This is a genomic window from Paracoccus albus, assembly GCF_027913035.1.
In the GTDB taxonomy this organism is placed as follows: domain Bacteria; phylum Pseudomonadota; class Alphaproteobacteria; order Rhodobacterales; family Rhodobacteraceae; genus Paracoccus; species Paracoccus albus.
The window spans coordinates 32,936-49,950 of record NZ_CP115776.1 but is presented as its reverse complement, the minus strand read 5'-3'; the positions used below and the strand labels follow the sequence as shown (position 1 = coordinate 49,950).

At 59.1% G+C, this 17,015-nt stretch carries 15 protein-coding genes and 2 pseudogenes; 10 read left to right on the top strand and 7 right to left on the bottom strand.

Annotated features, from left to right (window positions below; genetic code table 11):
- Positions 1–168 precede the first annotated feature (168 nt).
- The 4 genes from PAF20_RS16940 to PAF20_RS16925 are packed head-to-tail and all read left to right on the top strand — an operon-like array spanning position 169 to position 3,607.
- Positions 169–1,200, top strand: coding sequence for an ABC transporter substrate-binding protein (locus PAF20_RS16940; RefSeq protein WP_271073496.1), 1,032 nt, complete (start codon positions 169–171; stop codon positions 1,198–1,200).
- On the top strand, positions 1,200–2,018 hold the full coding sequence (locus tag PAF20_RS16935) for an ABC transporter ATP-binding protein (protein ID WP_271073495.1): 819 nt from the start codon (positions 1,200–1,202) through the stop codon (positions 2,016–2,018). Before PAF20_RS16940 ends, PAF20_RS16935 begins: the two co-directional genes overlap by 1 nt.
- On the top strand, positions 2,015–2,866 hold the full coding sequence (locus PAF20_RS16930; protein ID WP_271073494.1) for an ABC transporter permease: 852 nt from the start codon (positions 2,015–2,017) through the stop codon (positions 2,864–2,866). The genes PAF20_RS16935 and PAF20_RS16930 overlap by 4 nt, the downstream gene beginning before the upstream one ends.
- 3 nt (positions 2,867–2,869) lie before the next feature.
- A complete protein-coding gene (locus PAF20_RS16925; protein WP_271073493.1) occupies positions 2,870–3,607 on the top strand; it encodes a GntR family transcriptional regulator in 738 nt (245 codons plus the stop codon).
- 40 nt (positions 3,608–3,647) lie between these two features.
- Here the strand turns inward: PAF20_RS16925 and PAF20_RS16920 are convergent, their stop codons facing one another.
- The 6 genes and pseudogenes from PAF20_RS16920 to PAF20_RS16895 form a co-directional block, all read right to left on the bottom strand.
- Positions 3,648–4,418 carry a GntR family transcriptional regulator gene (locus PAF20_RS16920; protein ID WP_271073492.1) on the bottom strand — a complete coding sequence of 257 codons (771 nt, stop codon included), beginning with the start codon at positions 4,416–4,418 and terminating at the stop codon, positions 3,648–3,650.
- Between the two features lie 109 nt (positions 4,419–4,527).
- Positions 4,528–5,808, bottom strand: coding sequence for a TRAP transporter large permease (locus tag PAF20_RS16915; RefSeq protein ID WP_271073491.1), 1,281 nt, complete (start codon positions 5,806–5,808; stop codon positions 4,528–4,530).
- A 3-nt stretch (positions 5,809–5,811) separates the two neighbouring features.
- Positions 5,812–6,348, bottom strand: a complete 537-nt coding sequence (locus PAF20_RS16910) for a TRAP transporter small permease (RefSeq protein ID WP_271073490.1) — start codon at positions 6,346–6,348, stop codon at positions 5,812–5,814.
- An 11-nt stretch (positions 6,349–6,359) separates the two neighbouring features.
- The gene (locus PAF20_RS16905) at positions 6,360–7,409 is read right to left on the bottom strand and encodes a TRAP transporter substrate-binding protein (RefSeq protein WP_271073489.1); all 1,050 of its coding nucleotides are present in this window, start codon (positions 7,407–7,409) and stop codon (positions 6,360–6,362) included.
- 36 nt (positions 7,410–7,445) lie between these two features.
- Positions 7,446–9,059, bottom strand: a complete 1,614-nt coding sequence (locus PAF20_RS16900) for an arylsulfatase (RefSeq protein ID WP_271073488.1) — start codon at positions 9,057–9,059, stop codon at positions 7,446–7,448.
- 200 nt (positions 9,060–9,259) lie between these two features.
- Positions 9,260–9,520, bottom strand: a pseudogene (locus PAF20_RS16895) (ABC transporter permease); the annotation flags it as partial.
- A gap of 369 nt (positions 9,521–9,889) precedes the next feature.
- Between PAF20_RS16895 and PAF20_RS18960 the strand changes: the two are divergent.
- Positions 9,890–10,116 (top strand): annotated as a pseudogene (locus PAF20_RS18960) (transposase); the annotation flags it as partial.
- A 225-nt stretch (positions 10,117–10,341) separates the two neighbouring features.
- Here PAF20_RS18960 and PAF20_RS16885 read toward each other — a convergent pair.
- Positions 10,342–11,298: a LysR substrate-binding domain-containing protein gene (locus PAF20_RS16885; protein WP_271073487.1), complete on the bottom strand. Its 957-nt coding sequence runs from the start codon at positions 11,296–11,298 to the stop codon at positions 10,342–10,344.
- A 140-nt stretch (positions 11,299–11,438) separates the two neighbouring features.
- On the opposite strand from PAF20_RS16885, the gene PAF20_RS16880 reads away from it, so the two are divergent.
- From PAF20_RS16880 to PAF20_RS16860, 5 genes are all read left to right on the top strand, one after another.
- Positions 11,439–13,040, top strand: a complete 1,602-nt coding sequence (locus PAF20_RS16880) for an ABC transporter substrate-binding protein (protein WP_271073486.1) — start codon at positions 11,439–11,441, stop codon at positions 13,038–13,040.
- Between the two features lie 73 nt (positions 13,041–13,113).
- Positions 13,114–14,091 (top strand): ABC transporter permease, encoded by a 978-nt coding sequence (locus PAF20_RS16875; RefSeq protein ID WP_271073485.1) that lies wholly within the window; start codon positions 13,114–13,116, stop codon positions 14,089–14,091.
- Positions 14,088–15,008: an ABC transporter permease gene (locus PAF20_RS16870; protein WP_271073484.1), complete on the top strand. Its 921-nt coding sequence runs from the start codon at positions 14,088–14,090 to the stop codon at positions 15,006–15,008. Before PAF20_RS16875 ends, PAF20_RS16870 begins: the two co-directional genes overlap by 4 nt.
- On the top strand, positions 15,005–15,994 hold the full coding sequence (locus tag PAF20_RS16865; protein ID WP_271073483.1) for an ABC transporter ATP-binding protein: 990 nt from the start codon (positions 15,005–15,007) through the stop codon (positions 15,992–15,994). The genes PAF20_RS16870 and PAF20_RS16865 overlap by 4 nt, the downstream gene beginning before the upstream one ends.
- Positions 15,991–16,995, top strand: coding sequence for an ABC transporter ATP-binding protein (locus PAF20_RS16860; RefSeq protein ID WP_271073482.1), 1,005 nt, complete (start codon positions 15,991–15,993; stop codon positions 16,993–16,995). The genes PAF20_RS16865 and PAF20_RS16860 overlap by 4 nt, the downstream gene beginning before the upstream one ends.
- Positions 16,996–17,015 lie beyond the last annotated feature (20 nt).

Sequence of the window (17,015 nt, the reverse complement as noted above, 5' to 3'; positions counted from 1 at the left end):
CATCCGCTTAGGATTCAGCGAATATGCGCTGCGTTCAAGATAATTTCCTTCTCTTAACGATGTTTTTTTATAATCTTTGCCGAAATACTTGTGATCGTATAACATGTGGTCCAGCTACCCTGCGCAACTGATTTGATGCGGACGCGTAGCAAACAGCGAGGAGAAATTATGACGACAAGGAATAATCTGACCCGTCGCAGCTTCGGCCAGCTTGCGCTTGGCGGCATGGCTGTGTCGGCGCTTGGCGCACCCGCGATTGTCCGGGCGCAAACGGCGATCACATTCGCTGTGCCGAACCCGTCAGCCCTGACATGGCTTCCCTATTGGGTGGCAGTCGGTGAAGGCTATTTTGAGGAGGAAGGCTTCACCCCGACGCTGGAGGCGATAGATGGTTCGTCAGCGGTGCTTCAGGCGATGACCGCCGGACAAGCGCAGATCGGTGCGCCCGGCCCAGGTCCGACTCTGGGTGCGCGCGCACGCGGCGTCGACGTGAAATTCATCTACAACCTTTATCCGAAGTCTGTATTCGGCCTGATGGTCAAGGAGGAAAGTCTGTATCAGGCACCGGCCGACCTGAAAGACACCGTTATTGGCATAGGAACAGCCGATGGCGCCGAAGTGTCTTTCACCAATGCGATTATGGCCGATATAGACATGAAACCAGATCAGGATTTCACCTATCTGCCGGTAGGAGATGGCGGCACTGCAGCTGTTGCCTTTTTGCGCGATGAGGTCGCTGCCTATTCTGGCGCAGTGTCAGACGTAGCGATTCTGGCCGCCCGCGGCCTGAACCTGCGCGAGATCACACCGAGTGAGTATCTGGGCTTTTTCGGCAATGGGATCGCGATGCTCGAAAGTCAGATTGCATCAACGCCCGAACTTCCGCTGGCGTTCGGCCGGTCACTTGTGCGCGGCATAAAATTTGCCTCTGATCCGGCCAACAAGGAAACCTGCCTAGCCCATTGCGCAGCGGGTAATCCTCAGGAAGCGGAACAGGATTATGCATCGGCCCTGTTCGACGGTGTTGTCGAGAGGATGACGCCGACTGATAAGTATATTGACGAAGGTTACGGCTTCCAGCCGCCAGAGCACTGGCAGGCAATTCACGATTCTGCCGTTGACTCGGGTGCATTGGCAGAGCCGCTGGCCGATCTGTCGGCGGTCTATACGAACGAGTTCGTGCCTGACTGGAATGCCTGATGCCAATGGCAGAGCCTCGCCCGATACAGCCTGAACCCGACGCGCAGCCTTTGCAGCCGGTCTATCAGATCGAACGGTTGTCAAAGACCTATGCCAGCAACAATCTGGTCGCGCTTTCCGATGTGTTTCTGACCATTTACAAAGGTGAATTCGTTTCGGTCATCGGATCGTCCGGTTGCGGGAAGTCCACGCTGCTGAAGATCATGGCGGGGCTCATACCGCCCACAACGGGCAGGGTCGTTCTTGACGGCCGGCCCGTCCTCGGCCCGCGACCCGACATCGGGATGATGTTCCAGCAGGCGACCTTGCTGCCATGGAAAACGACGATCGAAAACATCGTCCTGCCGATCGAGATCCGGCAGGGCCGTAGCGCCGCAAAGGCCGCGCGCCAACCTGCTGCCGACCTGCTGGAGCTTGTCGGTCTGGGCGATTTCGCGAATGTCTATCCGGGGGAACTTTCCGGCGGCATGGCGCAGCGTGCCTCTATATGCCGGATGCTGGTCTCCGATCCGGCGGTGCTGCTGCTGGACGAACCCTTTTCGGCGCTCGATGAGCTGACGCGAGATTTCATGAATATGGAGTTGCAGCGAATTTGCCTTGAACGCGGCGCGACGGCCTTTCTCGTCACCCACTCGCTTGATGAGGCAGTCATTCTGTCCGACCGCATCATTGTGATGCAGTCGCGTCCAGGCAGAGTTCTTGAGGATGTGCGGATTGATCTGCCGCGACCGCGCAGGCTGGAAATGGTGAACACACCGCAATTCGGCGAGATCGTCGCCCATATCCGGGGGCTTTTGGGGAAGGAGGCGCACGAATGACCGATATTCAGCATTCGCAGGAGCCGGAAGATACCATCTGGCAAGAACGCGAAGCCTTTATCGACCGCATCCCGCGATCTGTTGCAATGATTGCTTTGTTTGTGGTCGTGGTCGGCGTCTGGGACATTGTGACCCGCTTTGGATGGGTCTCCCCGATCATCCTTCCGACACCAGCCGAAACACTGGCTGATCTGGGCTTTGTCGGCGAGAACCTTCTGAGCGGGGGCTATATGCTCGAAGCGCTATGGACAACGACACGTACGGTCTTTTACGGCTTCGCTATTGCCATCGGGATCGGCTTTTCACTGGGTGTTCTGGTCGGGGAAACGAAGTTCGGTGAACGCGCAGTCATGCCCTACCTTGTCGCAATTGACACCATGCCGAAGGTTGCCTTCGCGCCCTTGTTCATCGCGTGGCTCGGCTTTGATATTGCGTCAAAGGTGGCGCTCGCTGCTTTCATTGCAACCTTTCCAATCGTCGTTGCAACTGCGGCCGGCCTGTATGCAGCAACAGAGAACGAGCGGATGCTTTTCAAGGCAATGGGTGCCAGTCGTGTCCAGACGCTGTTACGGCTGAAGTTGCCGACCGGCCTGCCTTACATCTTCACGGGCCTTAAGATCGCGGCAGTAGGCGTCATGGCCGGCGCAATCACCGGAGAGTTTCTTGGTGGCGGCAGCGGGTTCGGCGCCCTCATCCGGCAATCCGCCAGCCAGCTGGACACGCCGCGGGTGTTTGCGCTTATCTTGTATCTCAGCTTGCTCGGCCTTGCTCTGTACTTTACCGTCGTTTGGATGCAGCGATACTTCGTGTTCTGGAACAAATCATCGAAACCTGGTGCGTTGGGCTAATCGATGACGGGTGACGGAAGTGAGCAACAGGAAGTCAAAAATCTTTCAGAGCAAGCGTATGACCTGCTGCGAAATGATATCCTCACCGCAGAGCTGTTTCCAACCGATAAGCTTCAGGTCGACGTACTTTCCGATCGCTACGGCATAGGCTCTGTGCCATTGCGAGAGGCGCTTAACCGTCTGTCATCCGAGGGGCTGGTCGAACGTCGCAGCCATCGGGGCTTCTTCGTCACCGCGATCTCGATGGCCAAACTGGAAGAGTTGGTCAAAACCCGCGTATGGGTCGAAACACTCGCATTGCGAGAGTCGATGCAGCATGTCGATGATGCCTGGGAAGAGGCTCTGGTGCTGAGTTGTCACCGCTTGGTCCGCACCCATCGCCGCCTGCCAGAGGAGCATGGGCGCGAGCTTTCTGAGGAATGGGAAAGACGGCATAAGGAATTTCACACGCTGCTTCTGTCGCGCTGCCAGTCAGAACTGTTGCTGAACTTCTGCACGACTCTCATGGATCAGGCAGTGCGCTATCGAAACTTGTCGATGAACACCAATCCCAGTCGCGCAAGACGCGAAGGCGGCGCGGCAGAACATCAGGCGATCCTTGATGCGGTGCTGGAACGCGACCCCGACCTCGCCATTTCGCTGCTGACAGAGCACTACAATATGACCCTTGAAACGCTGCGCGACGTCATCCCGGACGATCGGGACGAAGCAGACGGGCGTGCGGTGAAGTCCGGGACATGAAGCGTAGCTCTTTGCCCGGCTTCGCTGAAAAACCTCCGCTTCAGACCCCACGCGAAAGCGATATGGAAAAACTGAAAACATCGCTGCGATAAACGGCAGTCAGAAGTTCCAGCGGGCGCCCGTCGTCGGAATAAGTGATGCGCCGCAGGCTGAGCAGCGCGGATTGATGGCCCAGCGAGAGCAGCTGGTCCTCTTCCGGAAGCGACAGACGGGCGGCAACGTCCTGCTTGGCCTCACCGATCACAAGGCCCATATCTTCTTCGAAAACCCGATAGATCGGCACGATTGCAAGATCACGATCCTGAAGATCGGCGCCGATATCCGGCGGATAATAGGCGTGTTCAATCGCTATCGGCGCGTCATCGGCGTATCGGACACGGCGAAGCTGCCAAAGCGCTGCCTCATCCATGACCTTCCGCATCTCTTCGGTCGCCTTGATCAACCCCTGATCCAGCACGCGCGCGACAGCACTGTCGCCCTGCTCGCTGATAATCTCCTGAAAGCCCATCAGGCGGCCGACCCAGCGTTCAGACAGGTTGCCGCGCAGAAATGTCCCGCGTCCCGGCGTACGTTCGAACATGCCGCCTGCAACCAGCGGGGCAAGCGCCTGCCTGACGGTTACCCTGCTGACCCCGAAATGCTTAACAAGCTCTGGTTCCGGCATGAGGCGACCGTTTTCATCAATCAGATCACCGCCCATCGCATGACGACGGATACGCTCTCGCACCTGCGCGTGCAGCGGCACCCCGGCTTCATATGGCGGGTTGGCCCCGGCGGCCTTGGTCCGATTGCTTTTATTGTTCTTGCTCATCTCAGGCTTCGGTCAACGATATACAGCCCGGTTTGCGTGAATTGCCGGGACAGGATCGGGCTATACTCAATCTTGCCTCCGCAAATCCAGTGATCCTTGCGCGTGCCGCTCAATAGCCGAACCAGCGGGGCAGCCACAGATAAACCTGCGGCACAAAGCCGATCAGAAGAACAACCATGAACATCGCCAGCAGATAGGGCACGGCTGCCCGCACCACCCGACCGACGCTGATCCCGCCAATGCTGGCGGCAACGAACAGGCACAGGCCGACAGGCGGCGTGACAAGCCCCAAGGCCAGCGTCATGCAGGTGAACAGCCCGAACTGTACCGGGTCGATACCGAAGCTTGTCGCCAGAGGCGCAAAGATCGGCACCAGCATCACCATCGCGGCGGCCTGTTCGATAAACAGGCCAACGACCAGATAAACCACCAGCATGATTGCGATGAAGGCGACGGGACTGCTGGTCGTGCCCTGAATGAACTCGGCAACGATCCTTGGCACGCCCTCGATCGTCAGCCACCAGGTTGAGACGTTGCCAAACGCAATGATGATCATCACCACCGCAGTCACCAGCACAGTACGCTCCATCGCGGCAAAGACCGCCGCCCAGCTAAGCTCTCGGGTCAGAAAGAAACCAGCAAACAGCGCATAGAGGATGGCGATGCTGCCCGCCTCTGTCGGGGTTGCGAAGCCGCCGACGACGCCTGCCACCATGATGATCGGCAGGACCGCCGCGATGGAGAAGCGACCGATGATGCGCAGAACCTCACGCAGGGCGTAGCGAGTGCTGTCGCGCGGATAGTCCTTTTTGTTGGCAATAACTGCCGTTGCGATCAGCAAGGTGGCGCCCAGCAGAACGCCGGGAATCACCCCCGCCAGAAACAGCGCGGCGATAGACACATTTCCGGCAGCGAAAGCATAGATCAGCATCGGCAGGCTTGGCGGGATAATCGGCCCGATCACGGATGAGACAGCCGTAACCGCCGCCGCAGTATCGGCCTCTCCATACTCACGCTCTGTCGCTTTGATAAGCATCGCGCCCACCGCACTTGTATCCGCGATGGCAGAGCCGTTGATGCCGCCGAAAAACATCGAGACGAGGATGTTGATATGCAGCAACCCGCCCTTGATCCGCCCGACCAACAGTCGAGAGAAATCCAGCAACCGTGACAGGATGCCGGACCCGCTCATCAACTCACCGGCAAGGATGAAGAGCGGCAGCGCGACAAGGGTGAACTTGTCCAGCCCGGTCCACAGCCTTTGCGCAAACAGGCTGAGCGGCTGACCGTCCAGCCAGAACACGGTGACCGTGGCCAGACCCAGCGAAAAGGCGATGGGCACCGAAAGGAAGATCAGCAACAGGAAGACAACAAGATAGATACCCAGCACGTCTTAGATTCCCTGTGTGGCAGCATGTGGCAGCGGATCTTCGTCATCTCTGCCGGTCAGAATGATACCCGCGCTCAGCAGAGACTGGATCAGCGCGTAAAGCGCACCCGCCGGAACGGACAGGTAAGGCACGATCATGGGAACGCCAAAGACGAACGGATCGGAAGAGTTCCAGCCCGATATCGCATACTGCCAGCCATAGATCAGGATTACGACAAACAGCGCCGCGACCAGAAGGCATATGACCAGCCCAAGCCTTTTACGCGCAGGCACCGACAGCCGGTCGGAAAAGGCGCTTACGACAACATGTTCCGAGCGGCACATCGCCATGCCCAGCCCAAGAAACGCCATCCACTGCATCAGATATTTCGACAGCGGATCGGCGAAGTTGAGTGGTGTGAAAATGACGAACCGTGCGAGGACGGCGGCACTGATCGAAATGACGATCAGTGCCAGCAAGGCCACACAAACGGCACGGACGCTTACATAGAGACTATGTTGGATCGAACGCAATAACGCGTGAAGTTCAGACCTTGCCATAGACACCTTCCCTATTCGACAGAATAGCCCCATCCGCCATCGCCGATCTCACCGGCTTCGGATTGGATGAGGTCGATCTTGTCCTGCTCCATGCCGGGCTGGCCGACAAACTTGCCCCAGACACTGTCGATCGTCATGTCCTTGACCTTTTGGTATTCCTCGTCAGGCAGACTGTAGATTTCGACCCCGGCTTCCTTCATGTCGGCGACGTTCTGCGTGACATAGTCGGCAACATATTCGACATGCCATTCATGGGCTTCCTGCGCCGCTTCTTCCAGAACGCTGCGAACATCCTCGGGCAGTGCTGCATATTTCTCGGCGTTGACCACCACGACAGAGGCATAGTTCTGGAAGTTCAGATCCAGCATATATTTGATAAGCCCGCCTTCGTGAAACTTGGCAGAATAGAAGCTGGCATAGGGAACGGTCAGCCCGTCGACCATGCCCATGCGCACCGCCTCTGGCGTCTGAGGCCAGTCGACCGTCACACCGGCCGCACCCCAGGCCTCATGGCTGCCGATCTCCAGCGGCGAACGCGACGCCCGGAACTTCATCCCGGCCAGATCCTCGGCGGTTTCGATCTTCTTGTTCGACGTGCCGACCTCACGCGGGCCGCCGATTTCGAAGGTTGTGAACCAACGCAGATTGGTCGGTGCCAGCTCTTCGTTGACCCTTTCCTGCACCGCCTCGCTTTCCATCGCATTCAGCAATTGAGAGCGGCTTTCGAACAGGAAGGGGAAGTGAAACACCTCAAACGCCGGGGTGATCGTGGCCAGATTGGCGAAGCTGTCGGCGGCGAAATCGAGGTTGCCGTTCTTGACCGCTTCGAATGTCTCCACGCCAGAGCCAAGCTGCCCGCCGTGGAAGACCTCTACCTTCACGCGGCCCTCGGATTTCTGATCGACCAGTTCGGCGAACTTGTCGACACCGGCGGCGGTCACGTCGGTCGGTGCCAGAACATTGGCCAGCCGCAAGGTCATCGTATCCTGCGCCCAAGCGGCACCACTCAGCGCCAAGGCTGCCGCGCTGCCAAGCAGCACGCGTTTTGTCATCTTCATCATGTCTTTCCTCCCCCTTTGCAATTGCCCTTTTCCGGGTCAGGCGTCCTCTTCCCAGAACGCATCCACATTCATTGCCTTCATCATTTCCAGTATCTTCTCGCGCGGGATGACCCCGCAGCGTTCCGCCCATTCATCCCAGGCGGCGGCCATGCGTGCGACCCGATCGGGATGGCGCGATGCAAGGTCGTGCATTTCAGTGCGATCGGCGGCCATATCATACAGCTCCCACGCGCCCGGATAGCGCCGCACCAGCTTCCAGTCGCCATCGCGCATCGCAGCATTGCCCTCATGTTCCCAGAACAAGGGTTCGCCGCGCGGCATATCCTGCGCGAAGCTGTCCATCAGGCTGACCCCTTCGCAGGGCGGAACCGCATTGCCCGCACGTTCGGTCGGATAGTCAGCGCCAGTAATATCAAGGATCGTCGCCATGATATCCGGCAATTGTCCGGGACGATGGCGAATACCACCCGCCTCTACTTTGCCGGGCCAATGCACGATCAGAGGGGTAGAGATGCCGCCCTCATGCGTGAAATGCTTATACAGACGGAACGGCGTATTCGACAGGTTCGCCCAAGGGATACCATAGCTTTGATAGGTATCCTCGGCGCCCGGCATGACAGAGGGATCGTTGCCGATGTGAACCGGCCTGCCGTCGCGGGTTTCGTATTGTGCAATGCGCAGATCCTCGACCAGCTGCTTGGGTTCGACCCCCTGCGGAATATCCTCGGCGCAGCCGCCATTGTCGGACAGGAAGATGACAATCGTATTGTCCCGCTGGCCGGTATCGTCCAACGCGTCAAGAATGCGGCCAATCCCCTGATCCATTCGGTCGATCTGCGCGGCATAGACCTCCATCAGCCGGGTCAGCCATTCCTTCTCCGCCGCCTCCTCGAACGGCGGCTGAGACGGATCGCGGTCTGTCAGTTGCCAGGATTTATCGATCAGGCCAGCCTTTACCAACCGAGCCAGTCTTTCCTCGCGCAGCCTGTCCCAACCGGCATCGAAACGCCCCTTGTATTTGGCGATATCCTCCTCATGCGCATGCAAGGGCCAGTGCGGCGCGGTATAGGCGACATACATGAAGAACGGCGCGTCATCGTCCCGCTGCGCATGATCCTGAACAAAGCGCGCCGCCTGATCGGAGATCGCGTCGGTATAGAAGAAGGACGGGTCATCGACCGGCTCATGCTCGACGTTTTCGTTCCCGCGGGTCAGCGTGTTCGGGTAGTAGAAACTGCCCGCCCCGATGATCGTGCCGTAGAATTCGTCAAACCCACGTTCCACCGGCCATGCGCCGTTGGGCTTGTCCAGGTCAGCGGCGACATGCCACTTGCCCGACATATAGCTGCGATACCCGCGCGATTTCAGCACCTCGGGTATTGTCGCGCAGCCTTGCACCAGATTGCCGACATAGCCCTCTGGCCCGGTATCATAGGTCAGAATACCGATCCCCGTCTGGTGCGGATGCAGCCCCGTCATCAGCGACGCGCGTGAGGGAGAGCAACGGGCGGTATTGTAAAACTGAGAGTAACGCAATCCGCTGGCCGCAAGACTGTCAAGGTTGGGTGTCTCCACCTCTCCGCCGTAGCAACCGATGTCCGAGTATCCCATGTCGTCGTTCAAGATCAGGATGATATTCGGCCGGCCCATCTTCAGCACTCCCTGCAGTTCGAAAAGATAGCTACATTTCGTCTTTCAGGCACTTTGTCTTAACAAACTATTTTGAGTCAAGTTGTTCTTTTGCTGTGGGCACTGGTGCCTGCGTGTCAGACCCGAAAGGCAGAAATCACTCGTATGACGGGCTCGTTAGGGTGTTTACTCCCGGCATCTGGTGGATCGGATTTAGGATGAACCGGTTGTCGTGTCGTGATAGAGCTGCCGCAATCGCCGTGACCCCCTGCCCCAGATCAGGAACTGCGTATGAAGTGATTTGTCGAGCCCATAAAGCGCAGCCCGCCGGGCGATGTCCGCCTCCGTTGCACCGGGAGGCAGCATCATGGCAATAGGATTGCCTGGAACCACACTTATGAAAAAACACGATTACCGCCACGCCCAACAGCGTGATGGAGGTTGGTCAATAAGCGAAACAGCACAATCCAAATCAGTTGTATTCTATCTGCCGATCGTTTCGGACGCCTGCCGTGGCCTTGTCGAAAGCGCATCCGAGTTCCTGCCCGATGCCGGGTGGCAGTGTTAGCGTCGTGCATTTCTACCGCAACGTCTTCAGCCTCGTGCCCGCTGGCAAGGTCCGCGACATTGCAAAGATGCGTGAGTGGCCATCCACGCGCAGGAGGATCACAGGACAGCATCCGAAAAGATGGCTGCTGTCATCGCCAACCCGCGCGCCATGAGGCTGTCCAAAGCGGCGGATCTGCCGGAAGGGCATGGTCACGAGACCCTGACCTTCTACCGGGCTCCGCCCGTTCTTGCCTCAAACCGTCCCCCCAGAAGCTTTGCCGCTGCGCGGACCGGCGCGAACTCCAGACTGCCACTGGATCAAGCTGCGGACCAACAACCCGCTGGCGCGGATGATGAAAGAAATCCGGCGTCGCACCCGTGTTGTCGGTGCCTTCCCAGATGGAAAATCCTGCCTCAACCTGGCCGCGGCCAGGCTGAGGCACATCGCCGGCACCAATGGTCGACGCGGAAATATATGAACATGACCCCGCTATTCGCCGATCAAACCAAAGGAGCCGTCGTCGCGTGAACAAATGTGCCAAAGCTTCTTGACGCTACCGATGCAATAGCTACTGACCGACTCTCAGGTTCGCCGCCATCCGTTTCAGTCTTTTCATTTTTCGCCCGTTCTTTCTGAACCAACGGCGTTGACGGGATCACTTCTCAAGCCGTTTCAGCCGGTATATTCCGTCCGGTAACACGCAGCCGTACTACGTTTTTCAGGTAGAATAATTTTACCGTCCGAACCGCGGGCTCAAGGCTTAATTGCGGTGCCCGGATAGGCATCGCGATCAAGGCTGCCGTGTATATACTGAATGAACGCCTGCGTCACCGCCGAAGGGGCGCGGCTTGCGGGTGTCAGGAAATTGGTGCTGTAGCTTACAGCGGGCAAAAAGGGACGCACGGCAATCTGATCTCCGATCTGGTGAATCATCGGAAACGGGTTCAGCAGCGACACCCCCAGCCCCTCTCGCACGAATTCCACCAATGACACATTCGTCGATGTTTCGATCACGGGTTGCATGCGGATTCCGGCATGATCAAACAGGCGGTCGATCTTCGCGCGGCTGGAATGTCGCCGCGACAGGGCAACGAACTGCTCATCATGCAGGTCCTCTGGCCGGATCACGTCATAGGACGCCAGATGATGCCCCTGCGGCAGAATGCAGATTGCCTGAGTTTCCAGCAGCAATTCGCTGGTGATGCCCTCATGCGCGATGTTGCTGTCGCTCAGCCCGATGTCATAGCGCCCCTCGGCAATCCCGGTCAGCATACTGTCACTGGCCAGAACGTCGAAAGCAATTTGCAGCGCAGGGTTTTGCTTGCGGAAGGCGGCGATGCGCGGCGGCAGAAACCTGTGGGCAATGGTTGGCGGTGCGACGATGGATATCGTGCCCGCATTGGCCTGTTTCGTTTCATCCGCCGCGTTGACGATCTGGGCGAGTGTTTCGAATATCGGGGCAAGTTTTTCGTTGATCGACAAGGCCTCGACCGTCGGTGTCAGCCGGCCACCGGTTCGCGTGAACAGCTGTGAGCCGATCCGGTCCTCAAGCTGCGAAAGCCTGCGGCTGACCGCCGATTGCGAAATGCCAAGCCGACGGGCTGCGCTGATGGATGTGCCCGCCGCGATCAGAGCCTGCAAAACCTCCAGCTCGCGAAGGGTGATGCCTGCGTGGCGATTTCGTTGTTCGTCGGCTATTCGGGATCGCATCACAGCCTATGCAGAAAAATCATAATCTTTCATGGTTGACTTATGGTTATCGCATAATACCGTGGTCGCCAAGCCGGATTGCACCATCGGGGATCAACCTCGGGAACAGGCTCATTCAGATCAACAGGAAGGAGATGACCATGAAAAGACTGACCGCACCGATTGTGGCCGGGATTGTCGCCGCCGGTGTCAGCCCGGCATTCGCGCAAGAGCTGACAATCGGCCTGAAGTCCGAGGCGACTTCGATGGACCCGCAATTTCACCAGCTTTCTACAAATATTCAGGTGTCGAAGAACATCTTCGAGGCGCTGACCACGCAGGACGCCGTGCAGAAAGTCACCCCCGGCCTTGCCGAAAGCTGGGAGGCGGTTGACGACACCACCTGGCGCTTCAAGCTGCGCGAAGGGGTGAAGTTTCACAATGGCAGCGACTTTACCGCGCGCGATGTGATCTATTCCTATTGCCGTGTTCCTCTGGTTGAGAATTCGCCCTCTGCCTATACGATCTTCACCGGCGGCATCGCCGATATGCAGGCCGAAGACGATCATACGCTGACCATCACCACGACCGCGACCAATCCGCTGCTGCCCACCGATCTGTGGAGCCTTGCCATCGTTTCCGCCGATGCCCTGGGTGCCGAGGATACCGTGACCTATGGCCCCGAAGGAACTTGCGAGGGTATGGGAGACGTGCCGCAGGCTCCGGCGTTCAATTCACCCGATATCGCGATTGGCACCGGGCCATATAAGCTGGACACCTATACGCGCGGGTCGGAACTGGTCGTAACGCGCTTTGATGAATACTGGGATGGCACCCCGGAATGGGAACGCGTCGTCATGCGCCCGATCACCAGTGATGGCCCCCGCGTTGCAGCACTGCTGGCCGGCGACGTGGATATGATCGAATCGCCGCCCATTCAGGACATTCCGCGGATCGAGGAAGGCGGCTTCTCGGTCGTCGATGCCCTGTCGAACCGGATCATCTACCTGCATATGCAGCAGGTCGAAGATGCACCGGGCATCGAAGGCGCCGACGAAAACCCGCTGCTGGACGCCCGCGTCCGCGAGGCGATTTCGCTGTCAATCAACCGTGAAGGTATCACTGAACGGATCATGGGTGGTTACGCACAGGCAGCGGGCGAGTTGCTGCCGCCGCCGATGTTCGGCACCTCTGGCCGCGCGGTCGATCCCTATGATCCGGAACGCGCCAAGGAACTGCTGGCAGAGGCTGGCTATCCGGATGGCTTCTCGATCACGCTTGGCACGCCCAATGATCGCTACATCAACGATGAACAGGTCGCGCAGGCTGTCGCGCAGATGATGACCCAGATCGGCATCCAGACCAAGGTAGATGCAAGCACGGCCAGCCAGTTCTTCTCTCGTCGGAATGCACTGGAATTCCCGATCTATATGGCCGGGTGGGGCGCTTCCTCGGGCGATATGTCGTCTCCGCTGAAATCTCTGGTGGCGACCTATGATGCCAATACCGGGATGGGGCCGACCAATGCGGGCCGCTATTCCAACCCGGAAATGGATGCGATCCTGCTGGAGGCGATGGCGACCATCGACGATGCCAAGCGTGACGAGATGTTGCAGCAGGCTGAAACGATGGTCCTCGACGATTTCGGCATCATTCCCCTGCATTACGAACAGACTGTCTGGGCGATGAAATCCGACCTGACCTATGAGCCGCGCGTGGATCAGTACACGATGGCAACCGAGGTCAAAAAGGCGGCCGAGTAAACAACCTGACCGGCATCCCGCGCGGACGGGGTGCCGGTTCCCAGCAGCTTGCCAGGGTCAGAAGGACCGCCCCATGATCGTCTATCTCGTCCGCCGACTGGGACAGAGCATCCTTGCCGTCATCGCGATGGCGGTGCTGGTGTTCATTGGTGTTTATTTCATCGGCAACCCGGTCGATGTTCTGATCAACCCCGAAGCGACGCAGGCCGACATTGCCGCCACGACAGAGCGGCTGGGTCTGGACAAGCCGCTTTATCAGCAATTCGGCATTTTCGTTGTCAATGCGCTGCAGGGCGATCTGGGCACGTCTTTTGTCTATGGCCGCCCGGCGCTTGAAATCATTCTGGACCGGCTGCCGGCGACGATGGAACTGGCCTTTGTCGCGCTGTTTCTGTCGGTGGGTATCGGGGTTCCGCTGGGTGTCTGGGCCGGCCTGCGCCCGAACAGCATCGCGGGCCGGACGATCATGGCCGGTTCGATCCTTGGCTTTTCGCTGCCGAACTTCTGGCAGGGGATGCTGCTGATCCTCGTCTTTGCGGTTCTGCTCGGCTGGCTGCCGGCAGGCGGGCGCGGCGAGACGACCGAATTTCTGGGGATGCAGGTCAGCTTTCTGACATGGGACGGGCTGTCCCATCTGATCCTGCCGGCGGTGAACCTCGCGCTATTCAAGATGTCGCTGATCATCAGGCTTGCCCGCGCCAACACGCGAGAGGTTGCGTTGCAGGACTATATCAAATTCGCACGTGCGAAGGGGCTGTCGGATCGCCGTGTGGTGCTGGTGCATATTCTGAAGAACATCATGATCCCCGTCGTCACCATCATCGGGCTGGAGCTTGGGTCGATGGTGGCTTTTGCCATCGTGACGGAAACTGTCTTTGCATGGCCCGGCATGGGCAAGCTGCTGATCGACAGCATCAACCTGCTGGATCGCCCGGTGATCGTCGCCTATCTGATGCTGACGGTTCTGATCATCGTGACCATCAATTTCGTGGTCGACGTGATCTACTCTCTTCTCGATCCGCGCATCCGCCTGTCGGAGATGAAGGGATGACAGAGGCCGCCACAAACACCCCCGCCCCCGCTCCCGCCCACGTCGAAACGCCCTTCGTGCGCATCGCGAAGGAATTTGTCGAGGACCCGGTCGCGGTTATCGGCCTGATCCTGTTCCTGCTGGTCGCCCTGATCGCGATTGCCGCCCCGTGGATTGCGCCGCAGAACCCCTATGATCTCGCCCAACTCAACATCATGGACAGCGGCCTGCCACCGGGCGAGGCCAGCATGGGCACCGATTTGACCTATTGGCTGGGCACCGACCTGCAGGGCCGCGATATGTTGTCGGCAATCATGTATGGCCTGCGGATCAGCCTGATGGTTGCGCTGACCTCATTGGCACTGGCGATCACCATTGGCACGATTGTCGGGGTGACGGCGGCCTATTTCGGCGGCAGGATCGACAGCTTCATCATGCGCATCGTGGACCTGCAACTGTCTTTCCCCGCTATCCTGATTGCGCTGATCCTGCTGGCGCTTCTGGGACGCGGGGTGGACAAGGTCATCATGGCGCTTGTGATCGTGCAATGGGCCTATTACGCCCGCACCGTGCGCAGTTCTGCCATTGTCGAGCGGCAGAAGGACTATATCGATGCCGCACGATGCCTCGCCTTTTCCAACCGCCGCATCATGTTCCGGCATCTGCTGCCCAATTGCATCCCGCCGCTGATCGTGGTGGCCACCGTGCAGATCGCGCAGGCTATCGCGCTAGAGGCGACGCTGTCCTTCCTTGGCGTCGGTGTGCCGATCACCGAGCCCTCGCTTGGGCTGCTGATCGCCAATGGCTACGACTATCTGCTGTCCGGCCGCTACTGGATCAGCCTGTTCCCCGGCATCGCGCTTGTCGTGACGATCATCGCCATCAACCTGGTCGGCGACCGGCTGCGCGATGTTCTTAACCCGAGGTTGCAGAAATGACCGCATTGCTGGAAGTCAAAGATCTGCAAACGCATTTCTTCACCCGCGACGGGGTGGCGAAGGCTGTCGATGGGGTCAGCTTTTCGCTGGAGAAGGGGCAGATACTGGGGCTTGTCGGTGAATCCGGCTCCGGCAAGTCGGTGACGGGCTTTTCGATCCTGGGGCTTGTGGACCAGCCGGGCCGGATCGCGGGCGGGCAGATCCTGTTTAACGGCGACGATCTGATCGCAGGCGGTGACGCACTGATGCGCAAACTGCGTGGCAAGCGCATCGCGATGATCTTTCAGGACCCGATGATGACGCTGAACCCGGTTCTGCGCATCGACACCCAGATGATCGAAACCGTGCGCGCCCATGAAAACGTATCGCGGGCAGAGGCCCTTCACCGCGCGCGCGAGGCTTTGGTGCAGGTTGGCATCTCGTCGCCCGATGAGCGGCTGCAAAGCTATCCGCATCAGTTCTCTGGCGGGATGCGGCAGCGGGTGGCGATTGCGATTGCGCTGCTGCACAAACCTGATCTGGTGATCGCGGATGAACCGACAACGGCACTGGATGTGACCATTCAGGCGCAGATCCTGTCCGAGGTTCAGCAGCTTTGTGCCAAATCCGGCACGGCGCTGATCTGGATCACCCACGATCTTGCCGTTGTCTCGGGCCTCGCCGACCGGCTGGCGGTCATGTATGCGGGCCGCATCATCGAAGAGGGACCAACGGCAGAGGTCATCGCAAAGCCCCGCCACCCTTATACGCGCGGCCTGATCGAAAGCGTGCCGCATGGCAAGCAGCACGGGGCGATGCTGAATCAGATCAAGGGGGCGACGCCCTCGCTTCTGAACCTGCCCGATGGATGCAAGTTCCGGCCCCGCTGCCCGCGCGCCGACGCAGCCTGTCAGGCAGAGCCCTCGCTAAGCCCCGCCGGACCGGATCGCATGGTGCGGTGCTTCCATCCGCATGACGAAACTGTCGAGGGGGTGCCTGCCTCGTGACTCAAGACCCAATCCTGCAGATCGACGGCGTCTCGAAGCGCTTCACGAAAGAGCTGGACGTTGCTGAGCGCGCGGCACGCAAGCTGGGTGCTGACCTGCACCCTGTCACCGTTCATGCCGTTGATGATGTCAGCCTCGATATACGGCGCGGCGAAATTCTGGGCCTTGTCGGCGAATCCGGCTGCGGGAAATCCACGCTTGGCCGGATGGTCGCCGGCCTGAATGCACCATCAGAGGGACGCATTCTTTATCGCGGGCAGGACGTGGCGACATTGAAAGGTGCCGCTGCAAAAGAAGCCGCGCTGAAGATCCAGATGATTTTTCAGGACCCGATGTCATCCCTGAACCCGCGTTCGCGCGTGCGCGACATTGTCGGTGAGGCACCGCGGGTCCACGGGATCGTGCCGCGCCGCGATGTACCCGGCTATGTCGACGACATTCTGCAACAGGTTGGGCTGGACCCCAGCACCGGCAAGCGATACCCGCACCAGTTTTCCGGCGGTCAGCGGGCGCGGATCGGGATCGCGCGGGCGCTTGCGGTCAAGCCGGACTTTCTGGTCTGCGACGAATCTGTCGCCGCACTTGATGTGTCGATTCAGGCGCAGGTGCTGAACCTGTTCGTCAGGCTGCGCGAGGAATTTGACCTGACCTATATGTTTGTCAGCCACGATCTCGGCGTGGTCGAACATATCTCTGACCGGATCGTGGTGATGTATCTGGGGCGCTTGGTAGAAATCGGCACGGCGCAGGATCTGATCGCGCGGCCGAACCACCCTTACACTCAGGCTCTGGTTGCCAATATTCCGACTTTTGAAACGGGCAAGAAAACCTACCACGCCATCGAGGGCGAGATCCCGTCACCCATGAACCCGCCGAAAGGCTGCCATTTCCACCCCCGCTGTCCCCATGCTCATGAGCGTTGCCGGATCGAAGTTCCGGCGCTGAAAGAGGTCGCGCCGGGGCGGATGTCGGCCTGCCATTTGAATGACCGCGCGGCCTGAGAGCCGCACGCCCCGCCTGA